Source organism: Kitasatospora sp. NPDC093679 (genome assembly GCF_040683455.1).
GTDB lineage: Bacteria > Actinomycetota > Actinomycetes > Streptomycetales > Streptomycetaceae > Kitasatospora > Kitasatospora arboriphila.
Genome location: NZ_JBFBDW010000021.1, coordinates 64,450 through 84,134, shown reverse-complemented (window position 1 = coordinate 84,134; position 19,685 = coordinate 64,450). Strand labels below are relative to the sequence as shown.

The following is a 19,685-nucleotide window of genomic DNA, read 5'->3' as shown; positions in this document are numbered from 1 at the left end:
AGACGGATCCGGCGACCTCCCCCTCCGAGCAGGAGCACCCCGTGACCACCGACATCCCGGCGTCCCCTGACACCGGAACCGAGACCAGCACCGACACCGGAACCGGGACCAGCACCGACACCGGAACCGGGACCAGCACCGACACCGGAACCGGGACCAGCACCGACACCGAGACCGAGACCGAAGCCGCCGCCCCGGTCGCGCCCGGCCGGGCCCCGCGGACCGCCCGGCTGCTGCTCGCCGCCGTGCTGCTCGGGCCGGTGCTCGGCGCCGGCATCGGCTACGCCGTCCAGGCCGCCAGGCCCGAGACGCCGCTGCCGCCGCTCGCCGTCGAGGCCCTGCACTACCCGGCGCAGCCGCTCGACCCGGCCGCCGCCGCTGCCGCCGAACCCAAGCCGCTCGCCATCGACGGCGACCTGCGGAAGCTGCTGATCGGGCGGCCCGCCGACGCCGAGGAGTGGGACAACTACGGCTACGGCGACACCGGCGTGGGCTGGCTCAGCGCCGGCGACAAGGCGATGATGGTCGGCGATTCGGCCGGCGAGTTCCGCCGCCTGATGCAGCACCACTTCCGGCGGGACGCACTGCTCGCCTACCGCCGCGGCGACGTGCACTACCGGATCGAGCTCATCCAGTTCGGCGCGGACGACATCGGATCGGCCGCCTCGGCGTTCACGATCGTCGTCCCGCAGAACGGCGGGACGATCGAGGGCACCGTCAACGGCCACTACGAGGCCCCCGCGGAGCCGGAGCACTACGCCGACAGCACCGAGGAGTACTACTCCGCCCAGGCGACGGCCGTCCGCGGATCCGTCGTCATGCGGATCGAGATGTTCTCCCCGAAGCCCGTCGACGGCCAAGAGATCAAGAACCTGGCGATCCGTCAGTGGGAGCGGCTGAAGTGAGCGACACCACCATGAACCCGGCCGCCCCCGAGCCCGCAGCGGAGCCCGCCGCCGAGCTGCCGCCGGCACCCCCCGAGCAGCCCGCACCGACCGCACCGCCGGCACCCGCCGGGCCGGGCCGGGCGCGGGTGCCGTTCGCCGTCCGGGCCACCGCGTCCGTGGCGGCCGCGGCACTGCTCGGCGTCGGCATCGGCCTCGGCATCCTCCACACCGAGCAGGACGACCGGCCCGCGGCGTCCGCGTCCGCGGCCCCCTCGGGTGCGCCGTCCGCCTCGGCCACGCCGTCCTTCGGCGCCAAGCAGGGCGGCAGCCACTTCGGCTCCATGCGGGACCTGCTGCTCCCGGTGCCGGCCGGCTTCCACCTGGGCCCGGACTCCGGTCAGTTCGGCAACGACACCGAACTGACCGAGGAACAGCGCAAGGCGTGGGTCGAGGACGAGGTCCGCGGCCTGCCCGCCAAGCTGCAGGACGGCGTCCGCAAGGCCTGGCAGCAGTCCGTCCTCAAGGGCGGCGGCGTGCGCGGCCTGGCGTCCGACGACGGCAGCCTGCAGGTGACCGTCTGGCTGCTGCAGTACCACCAGGACGCCGTCCGGGCGCACGACGCCTGGGTGGCGGCGCTCGGCTCGGACTCCGGGTTGTTCCGCGGCGGACCGCAGATCCCGGGCCACCCCGAGGCGCATTGTTACCTGCCGCACCTGGCTCCGGGCGCGGAGATCGACGAGCTGGAGTGCTCGGCCGCGGTCGGCGACCTGCGGGTGGTGCTGAGCGTGCAGGGCATCGCCCCGCTGCCGAAGGACCGCATCGTCCCCCTCTTCGCCCAGCAGCTCGACCGGCTGGCCATCCCCGGAGCGTCCGCATGACCGACACCACCGCCCCCGTGCCGCCGGCCCCGGAACCCGCCGCGGAAGCCCTTGCCACGGAGACCCCCGCCACGGAAACTCCCGCCACGGAGATGACCGTCGTCGAGGCGTCCGTGGCCGGGACGCCCGCGCCCGGCGACGCCTGGGGCCGCGCTCCCGAACTGCTGGAGTCGGCGGGCGTCGACCGCCGCCGCAGCCGGGCCACCCTGCTCCGCTGGGGCGCGGCCGCCCTCGTGCTGCTGCTGTCCGGCACCGGGGCGGCGCTCGCCGTCGCCGCGCCGGACCGCACCGACATCCCGGGCCTGGCCACCCCCAACGACGGCCGGTACGCCTTCCCGCCGCTGACGCTCCCTCCGCTTCCGTCGGGCAAGCCCGCACCGGACGACGCGGCCTCGTACGGCCGCCACTTCGCGGACCTGCGCGGTCTGCTGCTGCCGCTGCCCGAGGGTGCGGTGCCGGAGCGGCCCGCCGCCGGCGTGCCCGCACCGGCGGCACCGGCGAGCGGTACCCCGGCGAGCGGTGCCCCGTCCGCCGGTACCTCGGCGAGCAGTGCCCCGTCCGCCGGTGCCGCCGGTGGCGTGTCCTTCGTCGCCTGCGCCGACTACACGGCGGGCAACGCGGCGAAGGCCCGGCTGGACGCGGGAATGACCGAGTTCGCCTGCCGGGCGGCCACCCGCAGGACCTGGACGGCGGCCGACGGCACCCGCACCGACATCTGGCTGTTCCGGTTCGGCTCGCGGGGGGAGGCGAGCGGCATGCTGGCCGAGCTCGGCTCGTCCCAGCCCGCGGGCGTGTCCGGACTCGGCTTCTCCGACGTCGAGGTCGACCCGTCGCTCGGCGTGGCCACCCTGTCCGTGAGGGCGTCCGAGGAGAAGGCGAAGGGGCAGCCCACCGCCCGCGCGGCCTTCCTGGCGCAGGGCGACGTGGCCGTGAGCATCGTGATGACCAACCCGGCCGGGGTGCCGCTGCAGGCCTACCGGCAGGTGACCCTGCTGCAGTCGCAGATGCTGCTGTGATTCCAGGCCGATGCCTGGCCGAGGCCGGGCCGACGACCGGTCCGGGCAGGTCACGGGCGGCGGCGACCCCTAGGGGACGTCGCCGCCCCGTCATACCGGAGGATCACGCCGGGCTCGTCATCCCAGCTCATTCCCGTGGGGGCGCCGCACCACTACGTTGAGGGGCGTGTCCACAGTCATCGCAACGGACGGCCTCACCAAGAGGTTCCCCCGGGTCACCGCCCTCGACCAGCTGACCGTAGAGGTGCAGCCCGGGGTGGTCGGCCTGGTGGGCGCCAACGGGGCGGGCAAGTCCACCCTGATCAAGATCCTGCTCGGGCTCTCCCCGGCCACCTCCGGCACCGGCCGCGTGCTCGGCCTCGACATCGCCACCGAGGGCGCCGCGATCCGCGAGCGGGTCGGCTACATGCCCGAGCACGACTGCCTGCCGCCGGACGTCTCCGCGACCGAGTTCGTGGTGCACATGGCCCGGATGGCCGGCCTGCCCGCCGCGGCCGCCCGCGAGCGCACCGCCGACATCCTGCGCCACGTCGGCCTGTACGAGGAGCGCTACCGCCCGATGGGCGGCTACTCGACGGGCATGAAGCAGCGGGTCAAGCTCGCCCAGGCACTCGTCCACGACCCGCAGCTGGTGCTGCTCGACGAGCCGACCAACGGCCTCGACCCGGTCGGCCGCGACGAGATGCTGGGCCTGATCCGCCGGGTGCACACCGACTTCGGCATCTCGGTGCTGGTCACCACGCACCTGCTCGGAGAGCTGGAGCGCACCTGCGACCACCTGGTGGTGATCGACGGGGGCCGACTCCTGCGGTCCTCCTCCACCGCCTCCTTCACCGAGGCCACCCAGGTCCTCGCGGTCGAGGTGACCGACCACCCGCAGGACGCCCTCGCCGACCCGGACGCCGCCGTCCGCGAGCGCCTCGCCGCGGCCGGGCTCTCCGTCGCCATGGACGGCTCCCGGATCCTGCTCGTCGAGATCCAGGACGACAGCACCTACGACACCGTCCGCGACACCGTCGCCGACCTCGGTCTCGGCCTGGTCCGCCTGGAGCAGCGCCGCCACCGGGTCGCCGAGATCTTCACCCAGCCCGCCGACCGCGCCGAGCGGACAGGAGGTCCCGCAGATGCATCCGTCTCCTGACGCCCGCACCGCCGCCGACGGCGGAGTGATCCACAACATCGGCTACCGCCGTTACGAGGGCCCCAGGCTGGGCCGCGGCTACGCCACCCGTTCGCTGTACCAGCAGAGCCTGCGCGCCGCCTTCGGCCTCGGCCGCTCCGGCCGCTCCAAGGTGCTGCCGATGGTGGTGCTGGCGCTGCCGCTGCTCATCGCCCTGATCGTGGCCGCCATCCAGATCTTCATGAAGATGGAGAAGCCGATCCTGGACTACCCCGGGCTCCTGGGCTGGATCGGCGTGCTGACCTGGATCTTCCTCGCGGCCCAGGCGCCGGTGCTGCTCTCCCGCGACCTGCGGCACCACACCGTCCCGCTGTACTTCTCCCGCCCGATCACCCGCGCCGACTACGTGCGGGCCAAGTTCGCGGCGATGACCAGCGCGATGATGATCGTCATGGCCGGCCCGCTGCTGGTGCTCTACCTCGGCGCGCTGCTCGGCCGGATGGACTTCGGCCACCACACCGTCCACCTGCTCTACGGCTTGGTCACCGCCCTGCTCTACGCGGTCGTCTACTCCGCGATCGGCCTGCTGATCGCGGCGAGCACGCCGCGCCGCGGCTTCGGCGTCGCGTCGATCATGGGTGTGATGGCGGTCAGCAGCGTGATCGCCCGGATCGTCTACGTGCTGGCCGGCGGCGAGTGGGCGGAGGTCCCGGAGAAGGCCAACTGGGCCGCGATGCTCTCCCCGAGCTGGCTCGTCGAGGGCTTCACCAACCAGGTCTTCGGCCTGGTCGCCAACTCGCGCGTGGTGCACGCCCCCGGTGCCGGTGCCGCCCTGCTCTTCGGCGCCGAGATCCTGCTGCTCGCCGCAGCCTGCTACTGGTTCACCGACCGCCGCTACCGGAAGATCTGAGAGCTCGCCATGGCCGTCATCACCATCGACCGGGTCTCCCGCTGGTTCGGCAACGTCGTCGCCGTGAACGACGTCTCCATGCAGATCGGGCCGGGCGTCACCGGCCTGCTCGGCCCCAACGGCGCCGGCAAGTCCACCCTCATCCACATGATGAGCGGCTTCCTGCCGCCGTCCGCCGGCGAGGTCTCCCTCGACGGCGTCCCGATCTGGCGCAACCAGGAGGCGTACCGGGCGATCGGCCTCGTCCCCGAGCGGGAGTCGATGTACGACTACCTGACGGGCTGGGAGTTCGTCCTCGCCAACGCCGAGCTGCACGGCCTCGCCGACCCGGCCGCCGCCGCCCGGCGCGCCCTCGGCCTGGTCGAGATGGAGTACGCCCAGGACCGGAAGACCGGCACCTACTCCAAGGGCATGAAGCAGCGGGTCAAGATGGCCTCCGCGCTCGTCCACGACCCCGCCGTGCTGCTGCTCGACGAGCCGTTCAACGGCATGGACCCGCGCCAGCGCCTCCAGCTGATGGAGCTGCTGCGCCGCTTCGGCGCCGAGGGCCGCACGGTGCTCTTCTCCTCGCACATCCTGGAGGAGGTCGAGCAGCTCGCCCGGCACATCGAGGTCGTGGTCGCCGGACGGCACGCGGCCTCCGGCGACTTCCGCAGGATCCGGCGGCTGATGACCAGCCGCCCGCACCGCTACCTGGTCCGCTCCAGCGACGACCGCCGGCTGGCCGCCGCACTGATCGCGGACGGCTCCACCGCCGGCATCGAGTTCGACGGGCAGGAGCGCGCCCTGCGTATCCAGGCCGTCGACTTCCAGGGCTTCACCACCCTGCTCCCCCGGGTCGCCAAGGACGCCGGCATCCGGCTCTACACCGTCTCCCCGGCCGACGAGTCGCTGGAGAGCGTCTTCTCCTACCTCGTCGCCTCCTGAGCCGTCCCCGGACCGTCCCCGGACCTCCCAGGACCGTCCCCGAACCGGCCGGACCCGCCGGCACCCACGCCCGAACCACGCCCGAAGGAAGGCCGAACCGTGAACGTGACCGTCGCCAGGCTGACCGTGCGCGGCCTGCTGGGGCGCCGCAGCGGCATCCTGCTGCTGGTCGTCCCCGCCCTGCTGCTGCTCGTCGCCGTCATCGCCCGGCTGACCGCCGACACCCCGGAGGACCTCGCCGCCACCGTCCTCGGCCGGCTCGGCATGGGCACCCTGCTGCCGATCCTGACTCTGGTGGTCGGCACCGGCGTGATCGCCACCGAGATCGAGGACGGCTCGATCGTCTACCTGCTCGCCAAGCCGTTGCCCCGGCACTGGATCATCACCACCAAGCTGACCGTGGCCGTCGCCGCGACCTGGCTGCTCGCCGCCGTGCCCACCCTGATCGCCGGCCTGGTGCTCTGCGGCACCCGGGACGGCCTGGCCGTCGCCTACACCGCCGGCACGCTGGTCGCCGGCACCGCCTACAGCGCGCTCTTCCTGCTGCTCGGCGTCGCCACCCGGCACGCGGTGGTGGCCGGACTCGGCTACGCGCTGGTCTGGGAGAGCCTGGTCGGCAACTTCGTGCCCGGCGCCCGGACGCTGAGCGTCCAGCAGTGGGGCCTGTCGGTGGCGAAGTCGATCGCAGCCCGGGGCTCGATCGAGGCGGACGTGGCGCTCACGGTCGCCGTCCCGCTGCTGGTCGTCGTCGCGGTGGCCGCCACCCTGCTGGCCGCCGTCCGCCTCGGCGGCCTCACCCTCGCCGGGGAGGAGTGAGGCACCCGCGGCACGGGGACGGGGACGTCAGCGGACGGTGACGTCCCGTCCCGCTCCCCAGCCCGCCGCGGCGGCGGCGCCCGCCAGCACCAGCAGCAGGGCCAGCGGCACCGTCCACCCGCCGGTCGCCTGGTGCAGCGCACCGGCACCGACCGGCCCGGCCGCCGCCACCAGGTAGCCGACGGCCTGCGCCATCCCGCTCAGCCGGGCGGCGCCCGCCGCGCTGTCGGTGCGCAGCACGATGAAGGCCAGCGCCAGGCCCAGCGAACCGCCCTGGGCGACGCCGAGGACGGCGGCCGCCGCCCACGCGCCGGAGACCGGGGCGAGCAGCAGGACGGCGATGCCGACGCCGTTGAGCACGGCCATCGCCGCGGCCAGCGCCCGCTGCCGGGTCATCCGGCCGGCCACCAGCGGCACCAGGAAGGCCCCGGCCACCTGCACCAGGTTGAAGAAGGCGAAGACCAGGCCGGCCTCGCCGCGGTCCATCCCGTGGTCGGCCAGCACCGTGGGCATCCAGGCGACCAGGCTGTAGACCAGCAGCGACGAGATCCCCATGAAGGCGCTGACCTGCCAGGCCGCCCCGGAGCGCCACGGGCCGCGGCCCGCCGTGCCGGGAGCCGTCCGCGGAGCGGCCGCGGGGACGGCCGGCGCCGGCGCCCGGCGGGCGTGCAGCAGCTGCGGCAGCCAGGCCAGCGCCGCGACCAGCGCCAGCAGCGACCAGGCACCCAGCGAGGCGCGCCAGCCGCCGCCGAGCGCGTGCTCCAGCGGGACGGACACCCCGGCCGCCAGGGTGGCGCCGACCAGCATGGTGGTGGAGTAGACGCCGGTCATCGCGGCCGCCCGGTGCGGGAACTCGCGCTTCACCAGGGCGGGCATCGACACGTTCAGCACGGCGATCGCCACGCCGATCACCACGCACCCGGCGTACAGCGCGGCCGCTGAGGGCAGCACCCGCAGCAGCACGCCCGCGCCGAGCACCAGCACCGCGCCGAGGACGACGCGCTCGGCACCGAAGCGCCGGGTCAGCCGCGGGGTGAGCGGCGCGCCGACGCCCTGGAAGAGCACCGGCACGGTGGTGATCAGACCGCTCGCGGTGGCGGAGAGGCCGAGGGAGCGCTGGATCTCCCCGACCATCGGTGAGATCGCCGCCAGGCAGGCCCGCATGTTCAGGGCGACGAGGAGGATGCCGGCGAGCATCAGCGCGGGGTGCGCGAGAGCGGTGCGGGTACGGACCACCGGGGTGGCGACGGGCTGCGGGGTGCGGGTGACCGCCATGGTTGGCAGAGCTCTTTCGAAGTCGGTGCGTCAGAGGTCGGGAGTGCGGGGGCGGGCGCTCGGCCCCGTCGTCACTTCCGGGCCGCGATGGCGGCGATCAGCTGCTCGACGGCGGCCGTCGGCCCCGCCAGCAGCGCGCGACAGGCCGCCTCGGCCCGGTCCGGGTCGCCGCTCTCCACCGCGTCGACCAGTGCCTCGTGGGTCTCCAGCGAGACCTCGGGCATGTCGTGGTCGCCGAAGGCCGTCCGCATCGCCTCGCGCACCGAGGCGCCGAAGTAGCGGTACAGCTCGGCCAGCGCCGGGTTGTGGGCGGCCTCGACCACCGCGGTGTGGAACTCCAGGTCGTGCTCGACCGTGGCCCCGCGGCCGGCCCGGTCGGGGTGGGCGGCCATCACCTCGGCCTCCCGGGCGAGCGCGGCGCGCATCCGGGCGACGTCCTCGGCGGTGTGCCGGACGGCGGCCAGTCGGGCGGCCTCCGCCTCCAGCGCGGCGCGCACCTCCAGCACGTCCCGGACGCCGGAGCGCTGCACGCCGCGCAGCACCGCGCCCGGATCGGTGGTGGAGCGGACGAAGGTGCCCTCGCCCTGCCGGGAGACCAGCATCCCGGAGTGCACCAGCACCCGGATCGCCTCGCGCACGGTGTTCCGCCCGACCTGCAGGCGCTCGGCCAGTTCGTGCTCGGTGGGGATGCGCTCCCCGACCGGCCACACGCCCGCGCCGAGCTGCTCGCGCAGCTGCTCGATGGTCTCGTCGACCAGGGAGCGGCGCCCTGCGGCGTGCAGTCCGTCGGTGCGGCCGGGCATGGCGGGGCTCCCTTCACGAGTCGGAGGTCGGCTTGCCCAGTCATCCTACAACTGGACTGGTGCGGCAACCGACCTAGAATCGGCTACTCCCGAGTTCGTCGCATCTCCTTCGAGAGTCGGCCACGGGACTTGTCCGATTGTGCAATCGGCGGCCCGGACCGTGACTCTTCAATGATGCCTTTATATGCTCCGCAGAAGCTCACGCGGCAGTACTCCACCAGGGTGCGTTGCTGCGGCACGTGTTGGCTGCGCCGGTGGAAGGTGTACGAATGTCAGGCCAGAGGGCGGGGGCGTCGGACCACGACGCCGGCTGGTGGCACGACGATGCCCCGTACCAGGACGGCTACCGCCACGACGCCCCGCGCCGCGACGACGCCTTCACCGCGCCCCCGCGCCGCCCCGCGGCACCGCGGCCGCGCCGCATCGAGGAGCAGGACCCGCGGGTGCCCCGCCAGGGCGGCCGCGCCGATGCGCGGCGCGGTCAGCAGGGCGGCCGCGGCGGCGGCGACGACGGCTCCGGCGGCGGTCGGGCGGACGCCCGGCGGGCCCGCAAGCGGCCGAAGGGCCGCAAGAAGGTCGTGGTCTGGGTCGCGGTCGCCACGCTCGGCCTCGCCACCGCCGCGGGCGGTGCGCTCTACCTGAAGTTCAGCGGCAACATCAAGGCGTTCGACGGCGACGGCCTCAGCAAGAACCGGCCCGACGCCGCGAGCCCGGACGCCAACGGCCACACCCCGATCAACGTCCTGCTGATCGGCTCCGACTCGCGCAGCGGCGACAACAAGGACCTCGGCGGCGGCGAGGACGGCGGAGCCCGCTCGGACACCACGATCCTGCTGCACGTCTACGCCGACCACAAGCACGCCGTCGGCGTCTCCTTCCCCCGCGACGCCCTGGTCGAGATTCCGCCCTGCAAGCTGCCCGACGGCTCGTGGACGAAGAAGAAGACCGACGTCATGTTCAACAGCGCCTTCTCGACCGGCAACACCGAGGAGGGCAACCCGGCCTGCACCCAGAACACGGTGGAGGCGCTCACGAACATACGCGTCGACCACACCATGGTGGTGAACTTCGAGGGCTTCTCCGCGATGACCTCGGCGGTCGGCGGCGTCAACGTCTGCCTCCCCAACGCCATCTACGAGGGCGACCTCAACCCCAACCTGGGCAGGAAGGGCAAGCAGCTCTACCCCAAGGGCGAGCAGAAGGTCGAGGGCAAGGCCGCGCTCGACTACGTCCGGCTGCGGCACGGCATCGGCGACGGCTCCGACGTCGGCCGGATGAAGCGCCAGCAGGCCTTCATGGCCTCGCTGATCAAGAGCGTCAAGAGCAAGGGCATGGACCCGACCACGCTGCTGCCGCTCGCCGACGCCGCCACCAAGTCGATGATCGTCGACCCGGGCCTCAACTCCCCGGCCAAGCTGATCTCCTTCGCCATGCAGATGAAGGACATCGACCTCCACAACATCAAGTTCCTGACCACGCCGTGGAAGTTCTCCGGCGCCCGGATCGACCTCGTCCACCCCGACGTCGACACCCTGTGGCAGGCACTCAAGGCCGACCGCACCCTGGACGGCCAGGACGCCAGCGCCGACACCGGCGCCTCGGCCCCCGCGGCCCCCGCCCCCAGCCCCACCCCGGTGACCGTCGACGGCTCCGGCATCAAGGTCGGCGTCTACAACGGCACCCTGACCAGCGGGCTCACCACCAAGGCGGCCTCCACCCTCACCGGCTCCGGCTTCACCATCGCGGCCCGCGGCAACGCCGCCGCGCAGAACCACGAGAAGACGCTCGTGCAGTACGGTCCCGGCCAGAAGGAGGAGGCCGAGCAGGTGGCCAAGCTCTTCCCCGGCGCCACCCTGCAGTCCTCCACCAAGGCCGGCGTCAGCCTGGTCCTCGGCACGGACTACGCGACCGGGTCCGGCGGCGCGGCCGGTGCGGTGCCCAGCACCCTGCCGTCCAGCGTCGCCAAGGAGGCCCGCTCCGCCGACGACGACCCCTGCTCCAACGTCAGCTACGGCTGACCGGGCCGCGCCGGGCCGGTAGCACCGGTCCGGCGGCCCGCCGTGCGGACGGGCGGCGGCGGGCCCGGCTCAGGCCAGGCCGAAGACCCGCTCCAGCACCACGGCCACGCCGTCCTCGTCGTTGCCGGCGGTCACCTCGTCGGCCACCGCCCGCAGCTCCTCGTGCGCACCCGCCATCGCCACCCCGTACGAGGCCCAGGCGAACATCGGGATGTCGTTCGGCATATCGCCGAAGGCGATGGTCTCGGTGCGCTTCACCCCGAGCCGCATCGCGGCCACCGCCAGGCCGGTCGCCTTGGACAGCCCCGGCGGCAGCAGCTCGACCACGCCCGGACCGGCCATCACCACGCCGACCAGCCCCCCGGCCGCCTGCACCGCGGCCGCCGCGAGGGCGTCGTCGGAGAGCTCCGGGTGCTGGACGTACAGCTTGGCCACCGGCTCCACGAGCAGCTCGTCACGGGCGGCGTGCGCCACCGGCAGCTCGGTGCCGATCCGCAGCCGGAAACCCGGGCCGGCCAGCACCTTGCCGTCCAGGCCGTCCTGGTTGGCGGCCACCGCCAGCGGGCCGGTCAGCTCCTCGATCGCGGCCAGCGCCCGCGCGGCCACCTGCCGGTCCAGGGTGAGCGAGGTGAGCAGCCGGTGCGCCCCGGCGTCGTACACCTGGGCGCCCTGGCCGCAGACCGCCATGCCGGTGTAGCCGATCTCGTCGAAGACCGGGCGCGCCCAGGCCGCCGAGCGGCCGGTCACGACGATGTGCCGGGCCCCGGCGTCGACCGCGCCCGCGAGGGCGTCCAGCGTCCGCGCGCTCACCTTCTCGGCGGAGGTGAGCAGGGTCCCGTCGAGGTCGGTGGCGACCAGCCGGTACGGCAGGCCGCCACCGGGGGCGGTGCTCACTTGGCGACGGGCTCGATCACCGAGCGGCCGCCGAGGAAGGGCCGCAGCGCCTCGGGGACGACCACCGAGCCGTCGGCCTGCTGGTGGTTCTCCAGGATCGCCACGATGGTGCGCGGGACGGCGACCAGGGTGCCGTTCAGCGTGGCCAGCGGGCGGACCTTGCCCTCCTCGCGCATCCGGATGGAGAGCCGGCGCGACTGGTACTCGGTCGTGTTGGAGGTCGAGGTGACCTCGCGGTACTTGCCCTGGGTCGGGATCCACGCCTCGATGTCGAACTTGCGCGCGGCGGAGGAGCCGAGGTCGCCCGAGGCGACGTCGATCACCCGGTAGGGCAGCTCCAGCGCGTTGAGGAAGTCCTTCTCCCACTGGAGCAGGCGGCGGTGCTCCGCCTCGGCCTCCTCCGGGGAGGTGAAGACGAACATCTCCACCTTCTCGAACTGGTGGACCCGGATGATGCCGCGGGTGTCCTTGCCGTAGGTGCCCGCCTCGCGGCGGAAGCAGGACGAGAAGCCCGCGTAGCGCAGCGGCAGCTGGCCCGCGTCGAGGATCTCGTCCATGTGGTAGGCGGCGAGCGGGACCTCGCTGGTGCCGACCAGGTAGCGCTCCTCCTCGGGGAGGTAGTACACGTTCTCGGCGGCCTGGCCGAGGAAGCCGGTGCCGTCCATGGCCGCCGGGCGGACCAGGGCCGGGGTGATCATGGCGGTGAAGCCGGCCGCGGTGGCCTGCGCCATCGCCATGTTGACCAGGGCGAGCTCCAGCAGCGCGCCGACGCCGGTCAGGTAGTACGAGCGGGCGCCGGCGACCTTGGCGCCGCGCTCGGTGTCGATCGCGCCCAGGATCTGGCCGAGCTCGACGTGGTCGCGGGGCTCGAAACCCTCGGCGGCGAAGTCGCGCGGGGTGCCGACCTCCTCCAGCGTGACGAAGTCCTCCTCGCCGCCGACCGGGGCGGCCGGGTCGATGAGGTTCGCCAGCGAGCGGAGCAGGCGGTCCGCCTCCTCCTTGGCCTCGTTCTGCTCGGCGTCGGCGGCCTTCACCTCGGCGGCGAGGTCCTTGGTGCGCTGGAGCAGCGCGGCCTTCTCCTCGCCCTGGGCCTTGGCGACCAGCTTGCCGAGCGACTTCTGCTCGTTGCGGAGCTCGTCGAAGCGACTGCCCGAGGACCGGCGCCGTTCGTCGGCGGAGAGGAGGGCGTCGACGACGTCGACGTCCTCACCACGGACGCGCTGCGAGGCGCGCACTCGGTCGGGGTCCTCACGGAGCAGGCGAAGGTCAATCACGGGCCAAGCGTACCGGTGGCCGGGCCCCGGACCGGAACCGGTTTCCCGGGGTTTCGCGCCGAACCCGCGGCCGACCCGCCCGACCCGTGCCGGGGCAGGGTCACGGCCGCCGTCCGTGATTCACTGTTTTCGGAACCGACCGGTGGCTCCGCCTGCTTTGCCCTTTCCCGTCCGGGATTCTGCGAGCTTGTCCGGCGGTGTTCCGTCCGGGGGCGCGACCGGGGCCGTGGAGAGCCGCGGACGCCCTGGGGATAACCTCCGCGATCCTGTGGATAACCCCTGTGGGGAACCGCGCCCGAGGGCGTTTGTCCACAGGCCCTGCTCCGGCCCTGTGGACGAACCGAAAGCCGAGGCGTGCGGCGCGATTCACGGAGGAATTGAGGTTTGAAACCTCGATGAGCCTTCTCGGATGAGGGAATTCGCTCGCTCGAACAGGTGATTTGCTGGCAGAAGGGTGACTCTGGTGTGATGAGTCGCCTCTGCAGCCAAGTGTGATGATCTGACCAGTTCGGGTAGTGGCTATACCGTTTTGTCGACTTGGCCCGCGGCCTGTGGATAACCCGGAACCCGTGCACCCTGTGGACGAAGCGTCCGACCTGTGGATGAACGGCCGCCCCGCGGCCGTCCCACCACCGTGACCGAACCGGTCAGAGCTCCCCGCGGCCGTCCAGGCAGCGGGACAGCCAGTCCGCCGCCTCCGAGAAGTCCGCGTCGGTCGTGCCCGGCCGCACCGGCCGCTGACTTCCCCGGTCCGCCCGCGGGTACGACCCGAGGAACCGCACCTGCGGACAGATCCGCTTGAGGCCCATCAGCGCCTCGGAGACCCGCCGCTCGCTCAGGTGCCCCTCGCAGTCGATCAGGAAGCAGTAGTTGCCCATGCCCTCGCCGGTGGGCCGGGACTCGATGCGCATCAGGTTGATGCCGCGCACCGCGAACTCCTGCAGCAGCTCCAGCAGCGCACCCGGGTGGTCGTCCGGCAGCCAGACCACCATCGAGGTCTTGTCCAGCCCGGTCGGCGAGGAGACCCGGCCCGGCCGGCCCACCAGCAGGAAGCGGGTGGTCGCGTTCGCCGCGTCGTGGATGTCGCTGACCAGCGGCTCCAGCCCGTACAGCGCGGCCGCGAACTCGCCGGCGAAGGCGCCGTCGAAGCGGCCCTCCTGGACGAGCCGGGCGCCGTCCGCGTTGGACGCCGCCGCCTCCCACTGGGCGTCCGGCAGGTTCGCCGCCAGCCAGCGCCGCACCTGCGGCTGCGCCACCGGGTGGCTGGTGACCGTCTTGACGTCGGCCAGCGAGGTGCCCGGACGCACCAGCAGCGCGAAGGTGATCGGCAGCAGCACCTCGCGGTAGATCATCAGCGGCGCGCCCGAGGCCAGCTCGTCGCTGGTCGCGGTGACGGCGCCCTCCACCGAGTTCTCCACCGGCACGAACGCCCCGGCGGCCTCGCCCGCCCGGACGGCGTCCAGCGCGGCCGGGACGGAGGCGAGCGGCACCAGCTCGCGGGTCGCCGCCTCCGGCAGCGTGCGCAGCGCGGCCTCGGTGAAGGTGCCTTCCGGCCCGAGATAGGTGTAGCGGGTCGCCGACATGCCGCCTCCGTACGCGGTGGTGCTGAGCAGTACTCGGCCTGCCACCATAGTCACTCCCGGCGCCCGGCCGGACACCGTTCCGCCCAGTGGTCGCCCGTCCCGGTCGGCCGCGCGAGGGACGCGGCCGACCGGGACGGGCCGTGGTCAGCCGACCTTCAGCTGCTCGGTGGCCGTGCTCTGGTCGATGTCCGAGGAGCGGACGGTCACCGACACCACCCAGTTCCCGGCGAGCGGCAGCTGCGCGGTGCCGGACCAGCGCCCGGTGCCCTGCGCCGCCAGCGTGACCGGCAGCGGGCCGAGGTCCCGGTCCGGCAGGGTGAAGGCGAGCTGCACCTCGGGCACCGAGACCGGCTGGCCGGACTTGTCGTCCAGCTTCAGCGTCACCTCGTTCGGCCCGGTCGCGACCGGGTTCACCGTCACGGTGGCGGTGCCCTTGGCGTTCGGGGTGCTGCCACCGGTGTCGTACGGCAGCTTCAGCTCCACCGTCCGGCCCGGCACGGTGCTGGCCCCGGCGGTGGGCGACTGCGAGGTCGCGGCGACCGCCTCGGCCACCCGGCCGGGCGGCGAGTTGGTCAGCATCGTGGTCACCACCAACACGGCGACCGCGACCGCCGACTCCAGCAGCACCGTCCGCCGCAGCCCGGTCCGGGCCGGCCCGCCGTCGCGGGTGCGCCGCTCGGAGGCCCGGTCGCGGGCGGCCCGCTGACGGGCCAGCTGGGCCAGCCGCGCCGGGTCGTCCCCGCCCTTCCCGCCGTCCGCGGCCGCCGTCGCCGCACGCTTGCCGCCGACGGCCGCCCCGGCACCGGCCTCCCGCTCCGCCGTCCCCTCGGAGGGCTTCCCGCTCGTCGCCTTCCCGCCCGGGGCCGTCGCGTCGGCGGCCTCGTCGGCGGCCGCGTCCGTCCCGTCCGCGGTCGCGCCGGCCGTCCGGAGCCGGGCCACCCAGGCGCGGGAGATCCAGGCCAGGCCGACCATGCCGGCCACCAGACCGGTCTTGATCAGCAGCAGCCGCCCGTACTCGGTGTCGACCAGCGCGCCCCAGCTGCCCAGACCGCGCCAGGCCTGGTAGACGCCGGTCACGGTCAGCACCGTCACGGCGGCCAGCGCCAGCTTGGAGAACCGCTCGACCGCCGCGGCCGGCACGCCGTGCCGCAGCCCGACCAGCAGGGTGGCCAGACCGCCCAGCCAGAACGCCATCGCCAGCAGGTGCAGGGCGGCGGTGGGCAGCGCCAGCGGCACCTGGATGCCGACCGAGGAGTGGTCGGCGCCGACCCAGGTCGCGCTCAGGGCGACGGCGAGCACCGCCCCGCCGACGCCCAGCCCGAGCCGGGCGTCCCGCAGCGGCCGGTCGGCGGCGCGCCGCTCCAGCGCCCGCAGCTCCGCCTCCTCGCCCTCCTCGGTGCCGGGCTCCACGGCGGCCGCAGGCTCCGCGGCGTCCCCGGCGCCGTCGGCGTCGGACGGGTCCTGCGCCGTCCGGTCCTGGCCGAGCTGGCCGACCAGCAGCGACAGGAACACGCCGCCCGCGGCGAGCAGCAGCAGCCGGGCGGCGAGCGCGGTCCCGATCCGCTCGTCCAGGGTGGCCCGCACCAGCGACAGGTCGAAGGCCTGCGAGATCCCGGTGCCGCGCTCGTACGGGCCGCGCAGCAGCAGCACCGCGACGGTGGAGACCAGCAGCGCGATCCAGCCGGTCATCAGCAGCCGCTGCACCTGGTGCACGGCGACCCCGCGCGGCCAGCAGATCAACACGAAGGCGGCCGCGCCGACCAGCAGCGCCAAGGCCGCGTAGGCGACCGTCCGGGCGGTGCCGTAGGCGGCCGCGACCACGGCGTCCGGTTCGGCGCCCTGCACCGCGGAGGCCGAGACCGTGGTGTCCGAGGGCGCGCCGATGGAGAAGGTGAACGCGCCGCCCACCGGGTGGGAGTCCTCGGAGACGGCCCGCCAGGCGACGGTGTACGTGCCGTTGCCGATGCCCTGACGCAGCGTCACCCGGGCGCTGGCCTCCTTGCCGTCGGCGTGGGCCGCGTCGCCGTTGTCGACCTGCTTGCCGGCCGGGTCCAGCACCCGCACCGAGTCGGCGGTCAGCGAGACGCCCTCGCTGAAGGTCAGCGTGACGGCGGCAGGTGCGGTGGCGGTGACCGCGCCCTGCGCCGGGTCGGTGGAGACCAGCGTGGCGTGCGCGGCGGCGGTGCCGGCGCCGCCGAACAGCAGGGCGACGGCCGCCGCCAGTACGGCCAGCAGCGCCGCGACTCTCCTCGGCATCAGTGTCAGCTCCCGGGCCGGTAGGTGAGCGGCTTCACCGGCACGGTGACGGTGATGGTGCCGCTCTTGGCGAAGGTGAGGTCCAGTTCCAGTTCGTCCCCGACGGCGGGCGGCTTCTGCCATCCCATGATCATCAGGTGGTGGCCGCCGCGGGTCAGTTCCAGTGCGCCGTGGGCCGGCACCTGGAGGCTGTCGACCGCGGTCATCGTCGACTCGCCGGAGGTGTGCATGGTGACGGAGCCGGCGTCCGGGCTGGTCACCGCGACGAGCCGGTCGGCCGCCCCGCCGTCGTTGCGGACGGTGAAGTAGCCGGCGCCCATCCCGCCGGGCAGCGCCGGCACCGGGACGTAGCTGCCGACGATGCTGAGGTCGGCCCGTCCGTCGTCGGATCCCGTTCCGCACGCCACGAGTATCGTCCCGGTGGCCAGCACCGCGGACAGTCCCGCGCCGATCAGCGCGGAACGCCGGAACGCCCGGCTCACGCCGGCACCCCCTTCGCCAGCAGCGCCAGGTCGTGGCTGTAGGTCTCGACCGTGCTGCTGCCCATCCACAGCACGTGGGCCTTGTCGTCGGAGGGCAGGAAGGCCAGCACCTGGGCGCCGTGCGCCGAGGTCACCGAGCCGTCGGCGTTCACCACCGGGTCCTGCACGGCGACGCCCACCGTCCGGGCGGCGGTCTTCACCTTGGCGAGGTCGCCGGTGAGGCCGATGAAGCCCTTGCCCATCGAGTCCAGCCAGGTGCGCAGCACCTTCGGGGTGTCCCGCTCCGGGTCGGTGGAGACGAAGACGACGTCGATCTTCTTCTGCTCCTCGGCGGACAGCTTCGACATCGCCACCCCGATGTCGCCCATGGTCGTCGGGCAGACGTCGGGGCAGCTGGTGTAGCCGAAGAACAGCACCACGGGCCGGCCGGCGGTCCGCTTGCGCAGGTCGAACGGCTGCCCGGAGGTGTCGGTCAGGACGAGGTCGGGCTTGTCGAAGTGCTTGCTCAGCACGCTGCCCTGGTACGCGGAGCTGCTGCTCTCCTTGCTGACCTTCGCCGCGCCGGTGCCGCCGCCCCCGGAGGAGGAGCAGGCGGTGAGCGCGAGGGCGGCGGACAGGGCCAGGGCGGCCGCGCCGAGCAGCCGGGCCTTCGGACGGGGGGTGTGGGCCATGGCGTTGGGACTTCCGATCGTGCGGGGCGGGGGATCGGCCCGGCGGGCCGCACCGGGGTGCGGCCCGCCGGGCACCGGGTCAGGAGGCGGGGCCGCTCTTGCGGCGCAGGTCGGCCACGCCGAGCGCGGCACCGATCACGCCGACCACGATGCCGACCACGCCGAGGGTGCGGGCGGTGGAGTCGTCGGCCTTGGCGGCGGCCTGGTCGCCGGAGGCGTCCTGGGAGGCGTGGTGGTCGGCGGCCGGCGCGGCGGAGGCGGCCGCGGCGGCCTTGGTGAGGGTCAGCACCGGGGCGGGCTTGGCGGGCTCGGGCTGGCCCTCCTTGGCCTCCTCGATCCAGCGGACGACCTCGCCGTTGTCGTAGGTCTGCAGGGCCTTGAAGGTCAGCTTGTCGGTGTCGGTCGGCAGGGCGCCGAGCGAGACCCGGAACTCCTGGAACTGACCGGGGGCGATCTTGGTGCCGGCGTCCGCGGTCCAGGTGATCTTGGAGACCGCCTCGGTGATGTCCTTGCCGTGCGCGTTCAGCGGCTTGTCGAGCTTGGACTTCTCCAGGACGGCCGTCCAGCCGGGCAGCGGCTGGATCCGCACCGAGGCCATCGGGTGGTCCATCGGCAGGCTGACCTCCAGCTTCACGGTGGAGGCGGTGTCACTCTCGTCCGGCACCCGGAACGCCACGGCGGTGTAACCGCCCTGCGGGACGCTGCCCGGCTGGACGGTGACGTGGGCGGCGGCCGGCCCGGCCAGCGCGACGACGGCGGCACCGGCGACGGCGGCGGCGAGGGTGGTCCGACGGGCAGGAGTGGTACGCATGATGGGCTCTCCCGGGGGAGCGGGGCGCACGGCGGCGACGGGGCCGCACGGGTGCGCCGGGCTTGGTGGTGGTGCTGGTGATGGCCGTCCCGCATCGGTGCGGTCCGGTCGGCAGCGCGCGCCACGGGCCCGTACCGGGCCGGTCAGCGCGCGAACGCCACCACGGGCGGCCCTCGCCGCACCAGGCTGTGCACCAGGGCGACCGCCCCGGGCAGCGGGACGTCCTCGGCCCGGCGGCGGGGCGCGGCCGGCGCGGCCGCGGGCACCCCGAGCAGGACGGCGGCGAGCATCGCCACCGCACGGCGCAGCGGGGCGGACCACTCGCGGGCCGCCGCCGCGGTGAGCTTCACCAGCCGCCACAGCGCGGCCTCGCCGCGCCGCAGCCACCAGCCGGCCACGACCGCCGCCGCCAGGTGGCCCAGCAGCATCGCCGGGCCCGACCCGAACAGGCCGGAGGCGGCGTGCCCGGCGCCCGCGGCGGCGTACGCGTGCGGGTCCAGACCGGCGTCGCTGATCAGCTGCTCCGGGCTCGTGCCCGCGGGCAGCCGGGTGACGCCGTTGCCGGGCATGTCGTCGCAGAGCAGCCGTCCGGCGGCCTCCGGCATCGACATGCCCGCCATGTGGTGGGCGCGGGCCGGGGTCAAGGTGTGGAAGAGCAGGTGCAGGCCCAGCTGGCCCGCGCCCAGTGCCGCGGTGATCGCCCCGAGCGAGCGTTCGCGCCCGCCGAGCGCCGCGGCCAGCAGCACCACCGCGGCGAATCCGGCCGCCAGTGCGGGCAGGGCGACGTCCCCGCCGCCCACCGCGGTGTGGCCGGCGGCCGCCACCAGGGTGCACACCAGCGCGAACGGCACCGCGCGCGCCACCCGCAGGTCCCAGGCCGCGGCCTGCACCCCGTCGGCGGGGGCGGCGGCGCCTGCGAACGGGGCGGCGGGGTGGGCAGTCATGGCCGGGCCATCATCTCACCGCTCACACCGTCCCCACGGGCAGGGTGGGAAATACGCCGAATGACCCTTTCGGCCCGGCGTGCGGGCCGAAGCGTGCGCCGCGCGGCACACTGTTCCGCA

Annotated in this window: 18 protein-coding genes; 8 read left to right on the top strand and 10 right to left on the bottom strand. The window is 74.1% G+C overall.

The annotated features are described in order from the left end of the window. The first annotated feature begins 41 nt into the window (after nt 1-41). From AB0O09_RS19280 to AB0O09_RS19250, 7 genes are all read left to right on the top strand, one after another. On the top strand, nt 42-905 hold the full coding sequence (locus AB0O09_RS19280) for a hypothetical protein (RefSeq protein WP_363542834.1): 864 nt from the start codon (nt 42-44) through the stop codon (nt 903-905). After that, nucleotides 902-1,765 (top strand): hypothetical protein, encoded by an 864-nt coding sequence (locus AB0O09_RS19275; RefSeq protein ID WP_363542833.1) that lies wholly within the window; start codon nt 902-904, stop codon nt 1,763-1,765. The genes AB0O09_RS19280 and AB0O09_RS19275 overlap by 4 nt, the downstream gene beginning before the upstream one ends. After that, nucleotides 1,762-2,781 (top strand): hypothetical protein, encoded by a 1,020-nt coding sequence (locus AB0O09_RS19270; RefSeq protein ID WP_363542832.1) that lies wholly within the window; start codon nt 1,762-1,764, stop codon nt 2,779-2,781. The genes AB0O09_RS19275 and AB0O09_RS19270 overlap by 4 nt, the downstream gene beginning before the upstream one ends. A 166-nt stretch (nt 2,782-2,947) precedes the next feature. After that, nucleotides 2,948-3,922 carry an ABC transporter ATP-binding protein gene (locus tag AB0O09_RS19265; RefSeq protein ID WP_344624366.1) on the top strand — a complete coding sequence of 325 codons (975 nt, stop codon included), beginning with the start codon at nt 2,948-2,950 and terminating at the stop codon, nt 3,920-3,922. After that, on the top strand, nt 3,906-4,811 hold the full coding sequence (locus tag AB0O09_RS19260) for an ABC transporter permease (RefSeq protein ID WP_363542831.1): 906 nt from the start codon (nt 3,906-3,908) through the stop codon (nt 4,809-4,811). Before AB0O09_RS19265 ends, AB0O09_RS19260 begins: the two co-directional genes overlap by 17 nt. A gap of 9 nt (nt 4,812-4,820) precedes the next feature. Next, complete coding sequence (locus AB0O09_RS19255; protein WP_344624368.1) at nt 4,821-5,738, top strand: ABC transporter ATP-binding protein; 918 nt, start codon at nt 4,821-4,823, stop codon at nt 5,736-5,738. Nucleotides 5,739-5,837: 99 nt separating this feature from the next. Further along, nucleotides 5,838-6,554 (top strand): ABC transporter permease, encoded by a 717-nt coding sequence (locus AB0O09_RS19250; protein ID WP_363542830.1) that lies wholly within the window; start codon nt 5,838-5,840, stop codon nt 6,552-6,554. Nucleotides 6,555-6,581: 27 nt separating this feature from the next. On the opposite strand, the gene AB0O09_RS19245 is transcribed toward AB0O09_RS19250, so the two are convergent. Both AB0O09_RS19245 and AB0O09_RS19240 read right to left on the bottom strand, forming a co-directional pair. Next, nucleotides 6,582-7,829: an MFS transporter gene (locus AB0O09_RS19245; protein WP_363542829.1), complete on the bottom strand. Its 1,248-nt coding sequence runs from the start codon at nt 7,827-7,829 to the stop codon at nt 6,582-6,584. A gap of 71 nt (nt 7,830-7,900) precedes the next feature. Beyond that, nucleotides 7,901-8,632 (bottom strand): FadR/GntR family transcriptional regulator, encoded by a 732-nt coding sequence (locus tag AB0O09_RS19240; protein ID WP_363542828.1) that lies wholly within the window; start codon nt 8,630-8,632, stop codon nt 7,901-7,903. Nucleotides 8,633-8,901: 269 nt separating this feature from the next. On the opposite strand from AB0O09_RS19240, the gene AB0O09_RS19235 reads away from it, so the two are divergent. Next, nucleotides 8,902-10,650 carry an LCP family protein gene (locus AB0O09_RS19235; RefSeq protein ID WP_363542827.1) on the top strand — a complete coding sequence of 583 codons (1,749 nt, stop codon included), beginning with the start codon at nt 8,902-8,904 and terminating at the stop codon, nt 10,648-10,650. A gap of 69 nt (nt 10,651-10,719) precedes the next feature. Here AB0O09_RS19235 and AB0O09_RS19230 read toward each other — a convergent pair whose 3' ends face one another. The 8 genes from AB0O09_RS19230 to AB0O09_RS19195 all read right to left on the bottom strand — a co-directional run bounded on the left by AB0O09_RS19230 (nt 10,720) and on the right by AB0O09_RS19195 (nt 19,565). Continuing rightward, a complete protein-coding gene (locus AB0O09_RS19230; RefSeq protein ID WP_363542826.1) occupies nt 10,720-11,544 on the bottom strand; it encodes an HAD family hydrolase in 825 nt (274 codons plus the stop codon). Next, complete coding sequence (serS, locus tag AB0O09_RS19225; protein WP_363542825.1) at nt 11,541-12,818, bottom strand: serine--tRNA ligase; 1,278 nt, start codon at nt 12,816-12,818, stop codon at nt 11,541-11,543. The genes AB0O09_RS19230 and serS overlap by 4 nt, the downstream gene beginning before the upstream one ends. A gap of 647 nt (nt 12,819-13,465) precedes the next feature. Next, the gene (pheA, locus tag AB0O09_RS19220; RefSeq protein ID WP_363542863.1) at nt 13,466-14,401 is read right to left on the bottom strand and encodes a prephenate dehydratase; all 936 of its coding nucleotides are present in this window, start codon (nt 14,399-14,401) and stop codon (nt 13,466-13,468) included. Between the two features lie 144 nt (nt 14,402-14,545). Continuing rightward, nucleotides 14,546-16,657 (bottom strand): FixH family protein, encoded by a 2,112-nt coding sequence (locus AB0O09_RS19215; RefSeq protein ID WP_363542824.1) that lies wholly within the window; start codon nt 16,655-16,657, stop codon nt 14,546-14,548. Between the two features lie 5 nt (nt 16,658-16,662). Continuing rightward, nucleotides 16,663-17,139 (bottom strand): copper chaperone PCu(A)C, encoded by a 477-nt coding sequence (locus AB0O09_RS19210; RefSeq protein WP_363542823.1) that lies wholly within the window; start codon nt 17,137-17,139, stop codon nt 16,663-16,665. Further along, nucleotides 17,136-17,810, bottom strand: coding sequence for an SCO family protein (locus AB0O09_RS19205; RefSeq protein WP_363542822.1), 675 nt, complete (start codon nt 17,808-17,810; stop codon nt 17,136-17,138). Before AB0O09_RS19205 ends, AB0O09_RS19210 begins: the two co-directional genes overlap by 4 nt. Before the next feature lie 79 nt (nt 17,811-17,889). Then, nucleotides 17,890-18,621 (bottom strand): YcnI family protein, encoded by a 732-nt coding sequence (locus AB0O09_RS19200; protein WP_363542821.1) that lies wholly within the window; start codon nt 18,619-18,621, stop codon nt 17,890-17,892. A 143-nt stretch (nt 18,622-18,764) separates the two neighbouring features. Beyond that, nucleotides 18,765-19,565, bottom strand: a complete 801-nt coding sequence (locus tag AB0O09_RS19195; RefSeq protein WP_363542820.1) for a hypothetical protein — start codon at nt 19,563-19,565, stop codon at nt 18,765-18,767. Between the last annotated feature and the right edge of the window lie 120 nt (nt 19,566-19,685).

Coding starts and splice junctions, on each gene's coding strand:
- AB0O09_RS19270 (WP_363542832.1), top strand. CDS start 1,762: ATGACCGACACCACCGCCCCCGTGCCGCCGGCCCCGGAACCCGCCGCG.
- AB0O09_RS19260 (WP_363542831.1), top strand. CDS start 3,906: ATGCATCCGTCTCCTGACGCCCGCACCGCCGCCGACGGCGGAGTGATC.
- AB0O09_RS19255 (WP_344624368.1), top strand. CDS start 4,821: ATGGCCGTCATCACCATCGACCGGGTCTCCCGCTGGTTCGGCAACGTC.
- AB0O09_RS19245 (WP_363542829.1), bottom strand. CDS start 7,829: ATGGCGGTCACCCGCACCCCGCAGCCCGTCGCCACCCCGGTGGTCCGT.
- AB0O09_RS19240 (WP_363542828.1), bottom strand. CDS start 8,632: ATGCCCGGCCGCACCGACGGACTGCACGCCGCAGGGCGCCGCTCCCTG.
- AB0O09_RS19235 (WP_363542827.1), top strand. CDS start 8,902: ATGTCAGGCCAGAGGGCGGGGGCGTCGGACCACGACGCCGGCTGGTGG.
- pheA (WP_363542863.1), bottom strand. CDS start 14,401: ATGTCGGCGACCCGCTACACCTATCTCGGGCCGGAAGGCACCTTCACC.
- AB0O09_RS19215 (WP_363542824.1), bottom strand. CDS start 16,657: ATGCCGAGGAGAGTCGCGGCGCTGCTGGCCGTACTGGCGGCGGCCGTC.
- AB0O09_RS19205 (WP_363542822.1), bottom strand. CDS start 17,810: ATGGCCCACACCCCCCGTCCGAAGGCCCGGCTGCTCGGCGCGGCCGCC.
- AB0O09_RS19200 (WP_363542821.1), bottom strand. CDS start 18,621: ATGCGTACCACTCCTGCCCGTCGGACCACCCTCGCCGCCGCCGTCGCC.
- AB0O09_RS19195 (WP_363542820.1), bottom strand. CDS start 19,565: ATGACTGCCCACCCCGCCGCCCCGTTCGCAGGCGCCGCCGCCCCCGCC.